The 17,511-nt window shown below is 56.1% G+C and carries 16 protein-coding genes; 3 read left to right on the forward strand and 13 right to left on the reverse strand.

Annotation, left to right across the window (positions count from 1 at the left end; translation table 11 throughout):
- Window positions 1-23 precede the first annotated feature (23 nt).
- The 8 genes from ACR0JW_RS06110 to ACR0JW_RS06145 form a co-directional block, all read right to left on the reverse strand.
- Window positions 24-767, reverse strand: coding sequence for an ABC transporter ATP-binding protein (locus tag ACR0JW_RS06110; RefSeq protein ID WP_170679020.1), 744 nt, complete (start codon window positions 765-767; stop codon window positions 24-26).
- Entirely contained in the window at window positions 764-1,630 is an 867-nt protein-coding gene (locus tag ACR0JW_RS06115; protein ID WP_170679022.1) for an ABC transporter ATP-binding protein, read from the reverse strand. The genes ACR0JW_RS06110 and ACR0JW_RS06115 overlap by 4 nt, the downstream gene beginning before the upstream one ends.
- Window positions 1,627-2,541 (reverse strand): ABC transporter permease, encoded by a 915-nt coding sequence (locus ACR0JW_RS06120; protein ID WP_170611779.1) that lies wholly within the window; start codon window positions 2,539-2,541, stop codon window positions 1,627-1,629. The genes ACR0JW_RS06115 and ACR0JW_RS06120 overlap by 4 nt, the downstream gene beginning before the upstream one ends.
- Entirely contained in the window at window positions 2,538-3,548 is a 1,011-nt protein-coding gene (locus ACR0JW_RS06125; RefSeq protein ID WP_480713692.1) for an ABC transporter permease, read from the reverse strand. The genes ACR0JW_RS06120 and ACR0JW_RS06125 overlap by 4 nt, the downstream gene beginning before the upstream one ends.
- A gap of 44 nt (window positions 3,549-3,592) precedes the next feature.
- Window positions 3,593-5,188, reverse strand: coding sequence for an ABC transporter substrate-binding protein (locus ACR0JW_RS06130; protein ID WP_170679027.1), 1,596 nt, complete (start codon window positions 5,186-5,188; stop codon window positions 3,593-3,595).
- A 30-nt stretch (window positions 5,189-5,218) separates the two neighbouring features.
- A complete protein-coding gene (locus tag ACR0JW_RS06135; RefSeq protein ID WP_170679029.1) occupies window positions 5,219-6,271 on the reverse strand; it encodes a dipeptidase in 1,053 nt (350 codons plus the stop codon).
- A 137-nt stretch (window positions 6,272-6,408) separates the two neighbouring features.
- Complete coding sequence (locus ACR0JW_RS06140; RefSeq protein ID WP_170679031.1) at window positions 6,409-7,746, reverse strand: MFS transporter; 1,338 nt, start codon at window positions 7,744-7,746, stop codon at window positions 6,409-6,411.
- A 4-nt stretch (window positions 7,747-7,750) separates the two neighbouring features.
- Entirely contained in the window at window positions 7,751-8,008 is a 258-nt protein-coding gene (locus ACR0JW_RS06145; protein ID WP_170611769.1) for a metal-sensing transcriptional repressor, read from the reverse strand.
- A gap of 289 nt (window positions 8,009-8,297) precedes the next feature.
- On the opposite strand from ACR0JW_RS06145, the gene ACR0JW_RS06150 reads away from it, so the two are divergent.
- The gene (locus tag ACR0JW_RS06150; RefSeq protein ID WP_480713693.1) at window positions 8,298-9,812 is read left to right on the forward strand and encodes a malonate--CoA ligase; all 1,515 of its coding nucleotides are present in this window, start codon (window positions 8,298-8,300) and stop codon (window positions 9,810-9,812) included.
- Between the two features lie 113 nt (window positions 9,813-9,925).
- Here the strand turns inward: ACR0JW_RS06150 and ACR0JW_RS06155 are convergent, their stop codons facing one another.
- From ACR0JW_RS06155 to ACR0JW_RS06170, 4 genes are all read right to left on the reverse strand, one after another.
- The gene (locus tag ACR0JW_RS06155) at window positions 9,926-10,414 is read right to left on the reverse strand and encodes a universal stress protein (RefSeq protein ID WP_170611758.1); all 489 of its coding nucleotides are present in this window, start codon (window positions 10,412-10,414) and stop codon (window positions 9,926-9,928) included.
- A 24-nt stretch (window positions 10,415-10,438) separates the two neighbouring features.
- A complete protein-coding gene (locus ACR0JW_RS06160) occupies window positions 10,439-11,779 on the reverse strand; it encodes a TRAP transporter large permease (RefSeq protein ID WP_170611756.1) in 1,341 nt (446 codons plus the stop codon).
- The gene (locus ACR0JW_RS06165; RefSeq protein WP_170611754.1) at window positions 11,779-12,342 is read right to left on the reverse strand and encodes a TRAP transporter small permease; all 564 of its coding nucleotides are present in this window, start codon (window positions 12,340-12,342) and stop codon (window positions 11,779-11,781) included. Before ACR0JW_RS06165 ends, ACR0JW_RS06160 begins: the two co-directional genes overlap by 1 nt.
- Window positions 12,343-12,404: 62 nt before the next feature.
- Window positions 12,405-13,421, reverse strand: a complete 1,017-nt coding sequence (locus ACR0JW_RS06170) for a TRAP transporter substrate-binding protein (protein WP_170611752.1) — start codon at window positions 13,419-13,421, stop codon at window positions 12,405-12,407.
- A 190-nt stretch (window positions 13,422-13,611) separates the two neighbouring features.
- Here ACR0JW_RS06170 and ACR0JW_RS06175 point away from each other — a divergent pair, with 190 nt between their 5' ends.
- Together ACR0JW_RS06175 and ACR0JW_RS06180 are read left to right on the forward strand one after the other, a co-directional pair.
- Complete coding sequence (locus tag ACR0JW_RS06175; RefSeq protein ID WP_170679035.1) at window positions 13,612-14,496, forward strand: LysR family transcriptional regulator; 885 nt, start codon at window positions 13,612-13,614, stop codon at window positions 14,494-14,496.
- A 269-nt stretch (window positions 14,497-14,765) separates the two neighbouring features.
- Entirely contained in the window at window positions 14,766-16,622 is a 1,857-nt protein-coding gene (locus ACR0JW_RS06180; RefSeq protein ID WP_170679246.1) for an SLC13 family permease, read from the forward strand.
- A 41-nt stretch (window positions 16,623-16,663) separates the two neighbouring features.
- On the opposite strand, the gene ACR0JW_RS06185 is transcribed toward ACR0JW_RS06180, so the two are convergent.
- Window positions 16,664-17,497, reverse strand: a complete 834-nt coding sequence (locus tag ACR0JW_RS06185; RefSeq protein ID WP_170679037.1) for a hypothetical protein — start codon at window positions 17,495-17,497, stop codon at window positions 16,664-16,666.
- Window positions 17,498-17,511: the final 14 nt, after the last annotated feature.

The raw sequence follows: 17,511 nt of genomic DNA on the forward strand, positions 1-17,511 counted from the left end.
CCGGACCGAACAAGACAGATGGCCTAGATGTAGGAATTGGCAATCAATTGCTGGGTATAGGCATGATGGGCGGATCTGCTTCGCAGTTGCTCGACGCTCAGATGCTCGACGATCTGGCCAGCGTTCATCACGGCAATGTGGTCACACAAATGCCCGACAACCGCCAGATCATGGCTGACCATAAGATATGTCAGGGATCGCTCGGCGCGTATGTCCGTCAACAGGTTGAGAATCTCGGCCTGAATTGAAACGTCTAGCGCGCTGGTCGGCTCGTCCAGCAAAAGCACATCCGGCTCGGCCGCCAGCGCCCGTGCAATTGCAACCCTTTGGCGTTGGCCACCTGACAGCTGATGCGGATACCGAAAACGAAACCTGTGGCCCAGATCCACATTGGCAAGAAGATCCTCGATCCGGCGGTCAATGTCGGTCATGCCGTGTAGACGCAGGGTTTCAGACAGAACCTGATCGACGGTCTGGCGGGGGTGAAGCGAGGCATAGGGGTCCTGAAAGACCATTTGAACCGTCTGATAGAACTCGCGCGAGCGATGTCGGCCGAGTTCGGCACCGTTGACATGCATTCTGCCGGACCAGCCGGGTACAAGGCCGGACAGCGCCCGCAATATTGTCGACTTGCCCGAACCGCTTTCGCCGACAAGGCCCAGGCTTTGCCCCTGTGCGACAGAAAGCGAGGCGCTGCGCACGGCGTCCACCCGATCCCTTCCCGTTCCGAACCAGACGTTCAGATTGTGTATGTCGATCATGCTCATGGCTTGAACTGTCCGCTGACCGAAGGCGCATCGGCCCAGGCTTCGTCCCTGTTCAGAACCGCAAGCCTTTCATGCGGCTCATCCAGACGGGGCAAGGCATTCAGAAGTCCCTGAGTATATGGGTGTTTGGCCTCAGACAGCTTGTCGGCATCACAGACTTCGACAATGCGCCCCGCAAACATGATCAGCACCCGGTCGCAGAATTCCGCCACCAGGTTCAGGTCGTGACTGATAAAGATCAGCCCCATTCCACGCTCGCGCACCAGATCGTCCATGATATTCAACACCTGACGCTGGACCGAAACATCCAGCGCGCTCGTCGGTTCGTCGGCAATCAGGATTTCGGGATTTGCGGCCAGCATCATGGCGATCATGATCCTTTGCCCCATGCCGCCGGACATCTCGTGCGGATAAGCGCGAAGTACCCTTTCCGGGTCTCGGATTGCAACGGCGTCCAGCATTTCCAGACTGCGCGTTCGGGCAGTTGAATGCCCGGCGCCGGTGGATTGGCGATAGGCCTCGATCATCTGCGCACCGATGGTCATCACGGGGTTCAGGCTGAACTTGGGATCCTGCATGACCATGGAAATCTTGCTGCCGCGAACAGCGCGCATCTTGGGTTCGGACAACCTCAGCAGGTCAATGTCGTGCAGCTTGATATGGTCCGCCTCGACAAGACCCGGGCTGCGCACCAGGCGCAGGATTGCCCGCCCGGTCATGGACTTACCGGACCCGCTTTCGCCGACGATCCCCAGTCTTTCGCGCCCAAGGCTGAAACTGACCCCGCGCACCGCGTCGAACACGCCCCTGCGGGACGGAAACCGAACCCAGAGGTTCTGCACATCCAGCAAATGCTCGCTCATCCCTGGCCCCCTTGTTTGGGGTCAAGAATGTCACGCAATCCGTCGCCCAGCAGATTGAAGGCGAGCGATACGATGAATATCGCCAGCCCCGGCATGGTGGCGACCCACCAGTGATCCAGGATGAAACGGCGCCCCTCGGAAATCATCGCACCCCATTCCGGGCTGGGCGGTTGCGCGCCGAGACCCAGAAATCCAAGACCGGCCGCCGCAAGAATGATCCCTGCCATATCCAGCGTGACCCGAACGATGAGTGAACTGATGCACAACGGCCAGATGTGGCGCGTGATGATCCGGAACGGACCGGCCCCTTGCAGCCTAATGGCACTGATATAATCCTGCGATCTGATCGTCAGCGTCTCGGCGCGCGCCAACCGTGCATAAGGCGGCCATGCGGTGAGCGATATTGCAAGAACTGCGTTTTCGATCCCCGCGCCCAGACCGGCCACAAAGGCCAGGGCCAGAACCAGCCGGGGAAAAGCCAGAAATATATCGGTAATCCGCATCAGGACAAGGTCGGCGATTCCGCCGACATATCCTGCCACAGTGCCAACCAGAAGCCCTAAAACCGGCGCTATAAGAGCGACAAGTGCCACGATGTAAAGCGTTATTCTAGCACCGAAAATCAGGCGGCTGAGGATATCGCGCCCGAGGCTGTCCGTCCCCAGCAGATGTCCTTCTGTCCCAAGCGGAAGCAGACGTTTGCCAAGGTCCTGAACATACGGATCATGCGGTGCCAGAAGTGGCGCGAACAGGGCGGTCAGTACCAGCGCCACAATGATGACCAAACCGATCATGGCCATGACATTACCGCGCAACGTGAGCCATCCGTTGTATATGGAGGCGAGGCGGGCCTGTACCCTGCTTTCCGGTTCTTCCGAGAGAAGCCATTGCCGTAGCGTTTGAGTGGTCATTTGGCCCTCGGGTCCAGAACTTTGTAAAGCAGATCGCTTGTGACGTTCAGCAATATGAAGCAGAAACCGACAACCACGGTTCCACCCAGAACGGCATTCATGTCCGCACTCAGAAGCGCCGTGGTGATATAGCTGCCGATGCCTGGCCAACTGAAGATGATTTCGGTCAGCACGGACCCTTCCAGCAATCCCGCATAAGACAGGGCTATGACGGTGATCAGTTGCACACGGATGTTGCGAAAGGCGTGACGCCAGATAACGATACGTTCGGGCAATCCTTTTACACGGGCGGTCAGGATGTATTCCGCGCTGAGTTGCTCCAGCATGAAACTGCGGGTCATGCGGCTGATATAGGCCAGCGAATAATAGCCCAGCAGCAGCGCGGGCAGGATAATATGGCTGACGGCATTCCAGAAGACCGTCATGTCGCCGGCAATCAGGCTGTCGACAAGGATCATACCCGTACGCGTCGGCACGATGTCCTCGTAGAAAATATCCAGGCGCCCCGGGCCACCGACCCATCGCAACTTGCCATAGAATATCATCAATCCCATCAGGCCCAGCCAGAAGATCGGCATTGAGTATCCCACCAACGCGATGAAGCGGGCAATCTGATCGATCCAGCTACCCCGGTTGACGGCCGCGACAATGCCCAGCGGCACGCCGACCAGAATACCCGCCAGAACACCCAGGGTGGCCAATTCCAGTGTTGCGGGAAAAACCCGCTTGATATCTTCAATCACTGGGCGCGCGTTAAGATAGGAAATTCCAAAATCCAGCCGGGCGACGTCGGACAGGTAGTACCAGAACTGGACAAGCAGTGGCTTATCGAGCCCGAGCATTTCATAGGTTTCCTGATAAACTTCCTGCGTGGCGCGTTCACCCACTATCGCTATCACCGGGTCGACCGGCATCACCCTTCCGATGATGAAGGTCACAAATAACAATCCCAGCATCGTCACCAGAATCGATCCGATCGTCAGAAGGGTTGTTTTTAAGACGTGCATGAGAGGCGCGAGCCCGCGCCTCTCGGAATTTGTCATGTCGCTCATTACTTGGTTACGACAAAGTAACCGGCTTCGGACACCGCACCGCCAAGGTTCCAGTTGGTGACGTTGCTGCCGATCCCGGATCTCTCAGTCCTTTGGAACATGATTGCAAAGGGCGAAGTCTGGCGGAATATAGCCTGGATTTCCTCGTACATCTCGGCCCGTTTTGCCGTGTCGGGTTCAATCTTGGCCGCATCGGTCATTGCCGTCAATTCTCCGGGGTTCCAGGAATTGCGCCAAGCAAGAATACCGGTGGCCTTGGCTTCGTCCGAATTGTCAGGGTTCCAAGCAAAGGTTCCGGCATTGGTCTGCGGATCGGGGTAATCCGGCCCCCAGGCACCAAGATAGGCGTCCAGTTCACGGGCGCGATACCGGGTCAGCACCTGCTTGGCGGTCCCCACAGTGATCTTCATGGTGATCCCGGCCTCGGCCAGCGTGTTCTGGATGGACTGTGCGATCTCGATACGTTCCTGCGCCTCGCGCACACCGACTTCGAACTCAATCCCCGAAACACCGGCCTCGGCCAGCAATGCCTTGGCTTTTTCCGGATCATAGCTGAACGGATTGTCGTCGACCGACCCCATGTAGGTTGCCGGCAGGAAGTTCTGGTGAACCGCCCAGTCACCCTTGAGGAAACTATCGGCCATCGCTTCATAATCAATCAGGTACTTTATGGCCTCCATCACCTTTGGGTTCGACAGTTCGGGGTGTTTCTGGCTCAGCGAGAAATACATGATCTGACCGCTCAGGGCCGCGTACATGTCCAGATCGGCGTTCGACTCGACCGCGGCCATGTCTTCAGGGTTCAGGTTGCGTGCGATGTCGATATCGCCTGCCTCCAGCAACAGCCGCTGCGACGCGCTTTCCTGCACATGGCGGGTGATGACGCGTTCCATGGCAGGGGCACCGCCATAGTAATCAGGGTTGGACTGCAGCGAATAACTTTCATTCGGTTTCCAGCCTGTCAGCATGTAGGGACCGGAACCCGCCGAGTTTGTCGCCAGCCAGGTGTTGCCCATATCGCCATCCACGGCGTTGGCTTCGACGGTCTTCATATCGACGATGGCGCCAACACCGGCTGTCAGGCAGTTCAGCACAAAGGATGTCGCGTATTTCTTGTCCGTCGTAATCAGCAGTTTGCCATCTTCCACGCGGATCATCTGATCAACGTTTTCAGGGGTGAAACCGAACTGAGTGAGGATGAAGGCCGGTGTCTTGTTCAGCTTGATGACACGGCGCAGCGAGTACGCCGCATCTTCCGCCGTCACCGGGTTGCCGGAGTGGAACTTGACGCCCTCACGCATCGTGAAAGTGATCGTCTTTCCGTCCTCGGACACGTCCCATTTGGTCGCAAGATCCGGCTGATACCCGGCGTCCAGATCAAGCGGATCGTAATTGACCAGCTTGCCATAAATGTTGCGCGTCATCTCCATGCCGGTGAATTCAAACGACTGTGCCGGATCGGCTGTCGTGATGTCATCGATACGCATCGCCATGACCAGCATGCTGGGCGGCGTTTCGGCAAACGCGGCCGGTGCACCCACAGCCAGTGTCGCCGCAAAAGCTGCGGTGCCGACAAGTTTGGAAAATAACTTCATAGTCTAACTCCCTGTTGATTATGCTCGGGTCTACCCGCCCCAGGTGTCGGTCAGCACGCGCAGCCAGTTTCCGTTGGCTATCTTCGTGATCCGATCTTGTGTGTATCCATGGACCTCCATCGCGTTCAGCAATGCAGGCAGCTTTTCTGCGCCGTCGAGGGCATTGGGCACCGTGGCACCGTCATAGTCCGAGCCCAGGGCCACACTGTCTTCGCCCATGACGTTGATCATATGATCGATATGGGCCAGAACCTGATCCAACGGCACATCCGGGTCGCGACGACCGTCTGCGCGCAGGAACTGGGCCGCGTAATTTATCCCCACGACACCGCCCTTTTCGCCGATTGCGCGCAGTTGCGCGTCGGTCAGGTTCCTGGAATTTGCGCAAATGGCATGGGCACAGGAATGTGTGGCCACCAGCGGCGCATCCGACGTTTCGGCGACATCCCAAAACCCCGCTTCGGTGATATGCGACAGGTCCACAAGAACACCAAGCGTGTTGCACCGTGCGACTAGCGATCTTCCCGCTTCGGTCAGTCCACCGCCGGTATCGGGTGATCCGGGAAAGCGAAACGGAACGCCGTCGCAAAAGATGTTGTTGCGGCTCCAGACTGGGCCAAGCGACCTGAGGCCCGCGGCATAGAACAGGTCGAGCGCTTTCAGGTCCGGATCAATCGCCTCGGCCCCTTCCATATGCATGATTGCGCCGATTTCGCCGGACTCGCAGGTTAGGCGCAACTCCGCCGCGTTCTTGCAAATGCGCAGCGCCCCGCGTTGCTCAAGCTGAACAAGACTGCTTGCCAATGCAACCGATCGTCTCATCGCCGCATCTTGTGGCAATTCGGGTGGCAACGGCACGTCATAGGTCGCTCCGGCCATCAGGCCATCATAGTCGATCGTATCGTTTTCGGATGGCCCCCAAATGGCGAAGAAACCGCCCAGCAATCCGCCGGCCTTCATTCTTGGACGATCAAGATGCCAGTCCCCGTTTCCGGAACAAAAAAGCGCAAGAGGATCCGAGGCATTCGAACCGGCAATTTTGCTTAAAACGTCATTGTGCCCGTCAATGGCGAATGGCGGCATCTCGAAAACCCTGGACTACGCGTTCTGAGCATGGTTCCGCTGGTTAGTATCAATTTGCAACAAAAAAATCCAAAACTCCGGAAATGTCTTTCGGAGGGATTGCAATAAAATGAATGCCTTCTGGGGACGCCAACAGGTTATAGGGCGGTTTTTGCCTTTGTCTGCCCATCAGCCCTCGGATGCAGATCATCAATAATGATCACGTGCTGATGAGGCTCATCGCCCTGTAGATGTGGGTGGTCACGCGGCAAATCCGGGTGGTCATGACGGACGGGTCGACCGTCATCGGCCGGCCATAGTCGCACGGCCGCCAGAAGACCGAACAAAGCCAGAGCAGACAGCGAGACCATGGCGACAACAGTGCCGAACGCGGTGATCAGCCAGCCCGACGCAGGGTAGAAGACCAACCAGCAGGCGTGAGACAAAGTGAATTGGGCTGCAAAGATTGCCGGACGGTCTTCGGGATGCGCCGACCGTGTAAGCAGCCGCCCTGTCGGCGTCAGTATCGCGGAATATCCCGCACCAACCAAAAACCAGCCGACCATCAGAGCGGTTTGTGACAGCGGCGTTGCCAATGATGTCAGCGCCAAAGTGAACAGGGTCAGGATGCTCAGCATCGCCCCTAACAGCATCACCTTTCGGTCGGGCACGCTGTTCAGCAGGCGCGGAAGGGTCAATGCGGTCAGCATGGAACCTGCCCCGAACGCCGCCAAGACAACCGCGACAGCGCTTTCTGAAAGGCCAAGATCGCCACGCACGATGACAACGGTGTTGACGATGACCATCGCGCCAGTGGCCGAGGCGACCCAATTCAGTGCCAGCAAGCCGCGCAGGCGTGGCGTTCTGAGATATAGCCGCATCCCGCGCGTTGTCCGATCGTAAATGCCGCGCGGCTTTGCCGGCTTTGGCGACGGCAGCAGCACAGAGACGACCAGAAGCGCCGATGCGACAAACCCGATGCCGGTGCCCCAGAACAGGTTGTCAAAGCTCATCACGGTCAGCAGCGCCGCCGCCAGCATCGGGCTCAGCAGGCTTTCCATGTCAAACGCAAGACGCGACAGCGACAGCGCCTTGGTATAGTCTCGTTCATCAGGAAGAACGTCGGGGATCGTTGCCTGAAAGGCGGGTGTGAACCCGGCCGATGCCGATTGCAGGACAAAGATCAGAACGTAGACCTGCCAGACCTCTGATACAAATGGTAGGGTCATGGCAACCGCGGCCCGGATCAGATCGAGGACCACCAGCATTCGTCTCCGATCGACGCGCTCGGCAAATGCCGCCGCAATCGGAGCGATCGTGACATAGGCCACCATTTTGATGGTCAGTGCCGTTCCCAACACCAGCGCCGCCGAATCCCCTGCCAGCTGGAATGCAAGCAAGCCAAGTGCAACAGTGGCCAGACCTGTGCCCGAAAGCGCCACGATCTGGGCGAAGAAAAGATGGCGATAGGTGCGATTTCTAAGAACTGAAAGCATCGGATTACAGGTACTTGCTGATTGTTTTCAACTCTTCCACGGCTCCTTCCGGATCGTCGCCACCCGTCAGACAATGATCGATATGATCATGGATCAAAGCTCGTTTGGCGTTTGTGATCGCTTTCTCGACCGCGTGCAATTGTTGGGCGATGTCGGAACAAGGTTGCTGCAGTTCCAGCATCGAAACCACTTTGGACAGATGCCCTTCGGCCCTTTTCAGTCGCGCAATGATTGCCGGATGGGTTGAGTGGATGTGTGTCATGTGGCGAACCTTATCCTCCCCCGGGGGATATCGTCAATCGATCTGTCTTTCTTGTCGAACGGGTCCCGATACTTCGACAAATGGCCACCGTCGGAACAGTTGCGGGCCGTCGAACAACTTCATTTCCACTGTTGAATGCCCGCCTTATGGCTTCTTATGGCTCTGTCCCTGATGACACGTGAGCCCACCTGAAACGCGGCCCAAAATCCCGCGCTGCTCCACTATTTTCGTTGAGCTAGAAATTCTCAGCCGATAAGTCTCTTGCATCGCGAATACAAAGGTCAGTTTCTTGGCAAACCCACTCTATGACAGCCTGTTCGGAATTCATGCGGACAAAGACAAACCGTTCCTGCATCTTGCGGATGGCAGGGTGGTTTCTTATCGCCGCTTTTTGAATACAGCGGCGCAGATCGCGAATGTCACTGCGCGGATGGGGTTGCAACCCGGTGATCGGGTCGCGGTGCAAGTCGAAAAAACGCCCGAGGCGCTTGCCCTTTACGCTGCCTGTGTTCAAGCCGGGTTGGTGTTTTTGCCACTCAATACGGCATACACGGTCGAGGAACTGACCTATTTCATCGAAAACAGCGGCGCATCTCTGGTCGTATGTGACGAACAGAACGAGGACCAACTGAAGTCTGTCAGTACTCCGATGGGGGCCAGCGTTGTGACCCTCAATGCCGATGGCAGTGGCACATTGATGGAACAGGCCGCCGCCATGCCGAACAGCTTTGCAACTGTGGATCGTACAGGAGACGACCTGGCGGTCTTTCTGTACACCTCCGGCACAACTGGCCGGTCCAAGGGGGCCATGCTGACGCAGAACAACCTGCTGTCCAATGCCCGGACGCTGGCAAAGGAATGGCGGTTCTCGCCTGACGATGTGTTGATGCACGCGCTGCCGATCTTTCACGCTCACGGGTTGTTCGTGGCGACCAATGTCTCTCTGATCGCTGGCAGCCGTATGGTGTTCCTGCCCAAGTTCGATCTGGACAACATCATCACACTGATGCCGACGACCACGGCGATGATGGGTGTTCCGACTTTCTACACGCGACTGCTGAATGACGCGCGTTTCACCAAGGAATTGACCGCACATATGCGCCTGTTCATCTCAGGCTCGGCCCCGCTGCTTGCCGATACACATGTTCAGTTCGAGAACCGCACGGGCCATCGCATTCTCGAACGCTATGGCATGACTGAAACCAGCATGAACACGTCCAACCCTTATGACGGTGAACGGCGGGCCGGGACGGTGGGATTCCCACTTCCGGGGGTCGAGCTTAAGGTATGCGACGCAGAAGGCAGTCCGTTGCCCCAGGGCGAGATCGGCGTGATTGAGGTGCGCGGCCCCAACGTGTTTTGCGGATACTGGCAGATGCCGGAAAAAACTGCCGCCGAGTTGCGAGAGGATGGTTTCTTCATCACCGGCGATCTGGGGCGGATAGACGAAGACGGTTATGTCCACATTGTCGGGCGCAACAAGGATCTGATCATTTCGGGAGGCTACAACGTCTATCCAAAAGAGGTTGAACTGGCGCTGGACGACCAGCCGGGTGTTCTGGAAAGCGCAGTCATCGGCGTGCCGCACCTGGATTTCGGTGAAACCGTGGTCGGTGTGATTGTTGCGGAACCGGACGCGCACCCCGATCTGGAAGCGATACAGGCCGCGATCAGCAGCGGTCTGGCCCGCTACAAACACCCACGAAAACTGATCCAACTGGATGAGTTGCCGCGCAATACGATGGGCAAAGTTCAGAAGAACGCGCTACGCGCGCAATTCAAAGACCTGTTCGCGGGCTTGTGACACGATCACCCCGCAAGAGCCCTAGGGGCCTTCGCGTACCATCGGAAGAACCTCAACCCAACCGCTGTGAAAAGAAGATTCTGAGGTCTTCACGATGAGTCTGAACACCCCTATCAGGTGATGTTGGGCACCACCATCGTTGGAATTGTCGAGCGTCTCAGCACCCGTTTGACGACCGTCCCGATGAAGGTGTGTCCGGTGCCCTGCTCGTGCGTGCCCATGACAATCAGGCCGCAATCCAGCTCGCGCGCGCGCTGCAGGATGGACTCGGCGGGATGCCCGTCAACCAGCTCCACCGAGGCGACAGACGCGTAAGCCTCCTTACCTTCTTCGGTCAGGGTTTTCACGAACTTCTGCTGGTTCTCTTTCAGCAGTTCCTTCACCGAAGCGTGGCGGTCCCGGATCGCTTTTTTGCGCGATGCATCATCCTGAATGAACATTCGCATCGTCACGATGGCGTCCTGTGTCAGAGGCTCGGTCACGTGCAAAACATGGACTTTCGCCCCATGGGCGCGCGCCATGCTCAGGGCATGGCGCAACGCATTGTTGGCGTTTTCGGACAAATCCGTTGCGAACAGGATGTCTTTGATCTGAGGTAACATGGTTCAGTTCCTTTCTGTCCGCACTCAATACCCAAGCGCCCGCGGCAGCCATAGCGAGATTTCGGGAAAGAACGCTATGATGAAGATGGCGACCGTATTGATGAAGGCGAACGGCAGCGCTGCAACGGAAATCTTCTCGATTGATATATTGGATATACCGGATGCGATGAAAAGGTTTTCGCCCAATGGTGGGGTTTGGAAACCGATGCCCAGCGTACACACCATCACGACACCAAAGTGGATTGGGTCGATGCCGACGCTGTAGGCCACAGGCAGCATCACCGGAACCAGGATAAGAATGGTTGCCAGCGTTTCCATGAACATGCCAACGAACAGCAGGAACAGGATGACCAGCGTCCAGATCACATAGATGTTGCTTGTGACGGAAAGCATGCCTTCGGCGATCAGTGCAGGGATCTGGTTTTCGACCAGAAGCCGGCCAAACACCGTTGCTGTGAACATGATCAGCAACACGCGCCCCGTCAGCCATGTGGTGGTTTCAAGCGAGGTGAATAGCTTTTCCCAGCTGAGTTCGCGGTAGATGAATGCGCCCACAACCAGTGTGTAGAAGATCGCGACGATCGCCGCCTCGGTCGGGGTGAAAAAGCCCGAATAGATGCCGCCCAGGATCACCACCGGGGCCATCAGGGCCCAGAAGCCGCGATACATTTCGCACCAGATATGACGCATGGACCAGCCCTCGGTCGTACCCTTATAGCCGCTCTTTTTGGCCAGGATGTAGTTCATCAGCAAAAGGCTGCCGGCGATCACGAAGGCGGGCATGAAACCGGCGATGAACAGTTTCGGGATGGACACGGTCTGGAAGGTGCCATGTTCGGCAACAGCTTCTGGCGGGGCTGGCATGCCGAGCGCGGCAATGCCGAAGATGATCAGCGGGATGGACGGCGGAATGACAATCCCCAGCCCTCCGGACGATGCAGTGATCGCCGAAGCATAGTTGCGTCCGTATCCCCGATCTATCATGGCCGGGATCATCAGCATGCCGACGGCGGCAGTTGTCGCCGGGCCTGAACCCGAAATCGCGCCGAAGAACAGGCAGGCAAAAACTGTTGCCGCCGACATACCGCCGGTGAAGGGACCAGCAAAGCTTTCGGCAACATTGATCAGTCGCCGTGACAGGCCCGAGGCTTCCATTAATGCGCCCGCCAGAATAAACGCCGGCAGGGCCATGAGCGGGAATGAACCCACGGACGTGAACGCAATCTGGACAAATTTGATCGGATTCTCGTCCAGGACGAGAAAGGTGATCATCGTCGAAACGCCAAGCGCGACCGTTATCGGCGCGCCGATGAACAACAGCAACAGGAAGCCGCCGAACAGGATATATACGATTTCACTGCCCATTATTTTGCCTCCCCAATGTCAGTGTGGTCCACGTCAGCGCCCAGGTCTGCGCGGACTTCTTCCAGATCGATCGCGTCAGGATCACGCAGATCTTCGTCCAGAATGATTTTCTTGTAGTTCACCTGAAGGATACGAATGGTCATCAGGGTGAAGGTGATCGGCAAAACGATGTAGACCCAGCTTAGGTGGAACCCCAGGGTCTGGGAGGACTGGAACCGGTTCATGCGGTTGAAGATGAAGTCGATCGCCAGGTAGACGAAGTAGACATTGAAGCAGATCCAGAACAGATCCGCGAAAGCCTCGATATATTTGATCGCGCGAGGGGGCAAAAACTTGAACTGAAAAGTGACGCGGTTATGCGCACCCATCTTGGCCGCATAGCTGGCGCCGAAAAACACGAACCAAACGAACATATAGACGGACAGCTCTTCAACCCACGAGAAAGAAAAGTTGAATACTGTCCTTACGACCACCTGCAAAAACAAAAGACATACAAAGACTGCCAGAAGAAACCGACAGATGTAGCTTTCTATGTTGTCGACTATTCCCCAGAAGTTTTTCATCGGTCCCTCTCCCTCAGAATGGAAAGCGCCAGTCAGGCGCTTTCCTTTGTTTCATACTATTTTCATTCCGAAACGGGGTCGCGGCCGATGGCGGCCAGAACGGCGTTCAGCTTTTCAACACCACCGATGCTTTCATAGAACTTCGGCCAGACCGCTGTGGTTGCCAGTTCGATGAACTCTGCCTCGTCGTTTTCGGGAACATGGATTTCCATGCCCTTTTCGACCAGCAGCGCTTTGATCTCGGCTTCCTTGTCGCGCAGGAATTGGGCCGAGGCCTGGGTTGCATACTGCCCGGCTTCCAGTACAGCAGCCTGATCTTCGGCCGACAGACCCTGGAATACCTGCTCGGAAATGATCAGAGGCTCGATCGAGAAGATGTAACGGATTTCAGTCACATAGTCCTGAACTTCGTAGAACTTCATCGCGTTGATCGTGGTGTAGGGGTTGTCCTGACCATCAACAACCTTGGTTTGCAGACCGGCAAAGGTTTCGGACCAGGCCATCGGTGTCGGGCTGATGCCCCACGCCTTATAGGTGTCGATCATGATCTCGTTCTTGGGAACGCGGATGACCAGACCTTCCAGATCCGCAACCGATTTTACCGGCTTCTTGGAGTTCGTCAAAACGCGGAAACCGGTATAGGTCCAGGCGATGATGCGCACGCCTGCATCATTGATCGTGTTTTCGGTCAGTTCCTGCCCAATGGGGCCTTGGGTCAGGGTTTCGGCGTCCTCCAGGCTAAGGATGACGTAGGGCAGCGTGAACACACCTACGGTCGGCGAGAACGGCGTGACGTTGTTGATCGCCAGCAACGACATGTCCAGCGTGCCGATTGCTGCTTCGTTCACGGTGTCCTGTTCGGACCCGAGCTGGCCGTTCAGAAACAGAGTTGCGGTGTGATTGCCACCCGACAGCTCCTCGAGTTTTTCCTTGAAGGCAAGGCCGGTTGCCTCCTGGCTGGAACCGCCGCTGTCGCCCACGGCGATCTTGAAGTTCTTCGCCATGGCCGGCGCGGCAAAGGTCGCGGCGGCAAACGTGGCAGCCAACGCGACAGATGAGAATGATTTGATGAGTTTCATAAGTCCTCCACCTTATTTGTGACGATGGCATCGCATTCCTGCGCCTGTGAGTATGGCGCAAACTGGAGTCACCGGTGGGCGAGTTATAAGTTGCAAAAACCGTTGAGGTAATACAAAGTAATCTACGTAAAGTTCGACAAAAGGAAACCTTTCAATTCCAAAGAAACTCGCCATTACGCGCATCTCGGATGTGGACATTCGGTTGCTGCAGATTTTTCGAACCGTGGTTGCCTGCGGAGGGTTCACCGCCGCCGAGTTTGAACTCAACATCGGGCGTTCAACTATCAGCAAACACATCTCGGATCTCGAAACCCGCCTGAACCTGAAACTATGCCATCGCGGGCCCGCCGGGTTCTCGCTGACATCCGACGGCCAACATGTCCTGAAGTCCGCAGACAGCCTGTTTGCCTCAATCGACAGATTTCAGAACATTATCGGTGAGGTTCGCGCCGAAATGGCGGGAAAGTTGAAGATTGCAATCTTTGACCGGTCTTCCTCCAACCCGGATGCCGAAATGTCCGAGGCAATTCGACTATTCCGAAACCGGGCGCCGGGCGTCACGCTCGATATTTCGGTCGAACCGCCCAACGTGATCGAAGAAGGTGTCATAAACGGTCGATTCAATCTGGGCATCGTTCCATTGCACCGCCAATCGCCGATGTTGAACTATTCACCGCTGTATACCGAAGACATGCGCCTGTTTTGCGGCCGGAAGCACGAGCTGTTTCAGCGTGCAGAAACTGAGTTCAAGTTAAGTGAGCTTCGAAAGTACACCTACGCGGGCCTGAGCTTTAACTCACCCAACATGTCGATCCATCAGAAACTGAAACTGAGAAAGTCTGCCTTTGTCCAAAGCGAAGAAGCGTTAGCGCTTCTGATCCTTTCCGGTTGCTATCTAGGCTTCTTGCCGACCCATCAGGCACAGCCGTTCGTGGAAGCTGGTCAAGTCCGGGAAGTCAGATGCGAAGCCGCGGAATATATTTCAAGCATGGCCGCAATCGTGCGCAAAAGCGCTTCGCAAGGGCGCAGGTTGAACGTGTTTCTTGAGTGCCTGAAAGACGCTCATGACAGGTAGGCTATGAAATGCCGGTCCGGTTACTTAATTCGACCACCCAAAGTTAGCGGGATCGGTTTCTTCACCATTGAGAGCACAGTGCCTGAGTGGGTGGATCAAGCAGTATATCAACCTGTTCAAGACTCAGGACGCTGAAATAATTTTATTTCGTTTCCGCCATGGCTGGCGAAACTTCATGACAAGGCTAGCCCAATAAGTTAAGTGTTCCCTAAAGACCAAAATACAATTTCCCGGTGAACTTTGTGGAACAAGTAACCTTTACGTTCGAGATGGGTGTGGTTTGCGCCCTGTTGGCCTTCACCGTTTTCCTGTTTGTTTCCGAAATCGTAAGAATTGACCTTTCCGCCATACTGGTTTTGGTCATCGTCGGCCTTCTCAGTTATGCGCCCGGGCTGGAAAATCTGGCAAATGTCTCTCGACTGTTCGACGGGTTCGCGTCAAACGCCGTTATTTCAATCATCGCGGTCATGATCGTCGGTGCCGGATTGGACAAGACCGGCATCATGAACAAAGTGGCTGCCGTCATCCTGAAATACGGCGGCACAGCCGAGAACCGGGTTTTGCCGATCGTGTCAGGCACTGTCGGAGTGATCTCGTCTTTCATGCAGAATGTCGGCGCGGCGGCCTTGTTTTTGCCGGTTGTCAGCCGAATTTCCTCAAGGTCTGGCATTCCGCTGTCGCGACTGCTGATGCCTATGGGTTTTTGCGCCATTCTGGGCGGCACCATGACTATGGTCGGTTCTTCCCCACTGATCTTGCTGAATGACCTCATTCTGACCGCAAATGACGGGTTGCCCGAAGGGCAGAAAATCGAACCGTTTGGACTTTTTTCAGTCACTCCAATCGGCATGGCCCTGATCCTGACAGGTATTGCATATTTTCTTTTGCTGGGGCGCTGGGTACTGCCGACTGAAGGCGCGTCTGATGCAACAGGGACCGGGCAAGGCACGCAAGAATATCTGCAAAGGGTTTACGGTCTCAAGGCAGACGTTTTTGAGGTCATCGTCCCCGAGGACAGCCCCCTGGTGGGGCAGATTCTGGCCGATATCAACCACGAGAACCACCTTTACATCATCTCGACATTCTATCGCGGGAAAACCTCGATGGTGCAGGTTCTGACCGCCGAGATTGCCGCACCTTGCCGGCTGGCCATCATCGGGCGTCGCTGGGTGGTCGAGGAGTTCGCGCAGAAGTTCGGTCTGACTGTTCTGCCTGAACTGGATATCTTCGTCGAAGAGTTTGCACCCACCAATGCCGGGATCGCAGAAGTTGTCGTGACCCCGGACAGCAAGCTGATCGGCAAATGCCCGCGCGAGCTTTTGTTCCGCAAGACCTATGGCATGTCGTTGCTGGCGATCCATCGCGGGGAAGAAACGCTCAGCCATGTCGAGACGGATGATCATGAGTCAACCCAGATCGGCCTTGAAGCATTTCACGCCGGTGACATGCTGGTCGCGCATACCCGATGGGACAACCTGATGCGGATCAAGCGCGATCCGGATTTTGTCGTTGTGACCACGGACTTTCCGCAGGACGAGTTGCGGCCGCAAAAGGTCGGTTGGGCGCTGGCCTTTTTCGCCATTTCCTTGTCGCTGATCCTGTTCACCGACGTCCGGCTGTCGCTATGCCTGCTGACCGGAGCGGCCGGCATGATGCTGACCCGCGTGTTGAGTGTGGACGAGGCATATCGCGCAGTTGGGTGGAACACCGTTTTCCTACTTGCCTGTCTCATACCGCTTGGTCAGGCTGTGCAGAATACCGGGACGGCCGCATGGATTGCGCAGCAGATCATGACCATTCTGGACGGCTGGCCCATCTGGGCGCTTCAGGCTGGGGTGGCAATACTGGCCACAGCCTTTTCGCTGGTAATGTCGAATGTCGGGGCAACCGTCTTGCTTGTGCCCCTTGCGGTTTCAATCGCGGTTGCCGCAGGGGGCAATCCGGGGGTCTTTGCGCTGACCGTTGCCATATCGACCTCGAACAGCTTCATCATTCCGACCCATCAGGTGAATGCCCTGATCATGGGTCCGGCAGGCTACAAGGTCATGGATTTCGTGCGATCCGGCGGAGTCATGACAGTCCTGTTCCTGTTCGTGTCTCTGTTCATGCTCAACGTCCTGTATTGATTTTACAGGCATTTCAGTGACGGCCTTGCAGGTCTTTTTCCTCAGACGGACGTGATTTTGAACACAAGCACCTGCGACCAGTGGATATGACACGATGTGGTCCGGAACCCATTTCGACGATACATATGCAGATCGTGTCGCGCTTTCTCGAAGCACTCTGTGTAAAACGGATCATTGGCGAAATGACCGATCACGGGGTTGAGCATGATCAGGATCGTCTTTCGGGTGATGCGGCAAAACTCGTCCAGTATCAGCATCCAGTCCTGAGGGTGGCAATAGTGCTCGATCGACTGCATGCAAATCAGCACGTCCTTTGATTTGTCCGCCAATGGATAGGGCGTGTGCCCAGCGTCAAACAGAGTCATTGGAATATCGATTGCTTCGATAATCGGGCGATAGGGCCAGTCGTGTACCTTGTGGTCTTTTGGGATCTGAATGCCGTGATTGTCGGTTTCGCACACAAACGTCTCGTCGTTCAGGCGACGATGCGTGGATGCCAGTTCAGTTTGTTTGTTGTTGAGCATATTGGGAAAATCATTTCCCAAAACGGTATGGCCAAAGTGCCGGGCGACCTCGAGCATACCGCCATGCGCCGTCGACATCTCGAATATGTCCTGCGGTTCTTCGGGGTACATCAACTCGGGAAGGTAAAGTTGGAACCTGTTCCAGCACCTTCGGATGTTGTTGGCACGATTGATATATTTCCTTTGGACGCGGATCTGCTCAAGCTCGGTATTGTCACCATTGGAATACGGCGTGAGAAGTTCAGCGGGTACCGGATGGTCGAACAGATGACCGTTATCGCCCATGACCCGTTCAGCACGAACTCGTTTTTCAAGCCTGCGCTTTTCTGCAGCCGTGAACTCTTCCGACATGTATTGTTCCCATC

It is taken from the genome of Ruegeria sp. BG6 (genome assembly GCF_056538465.1).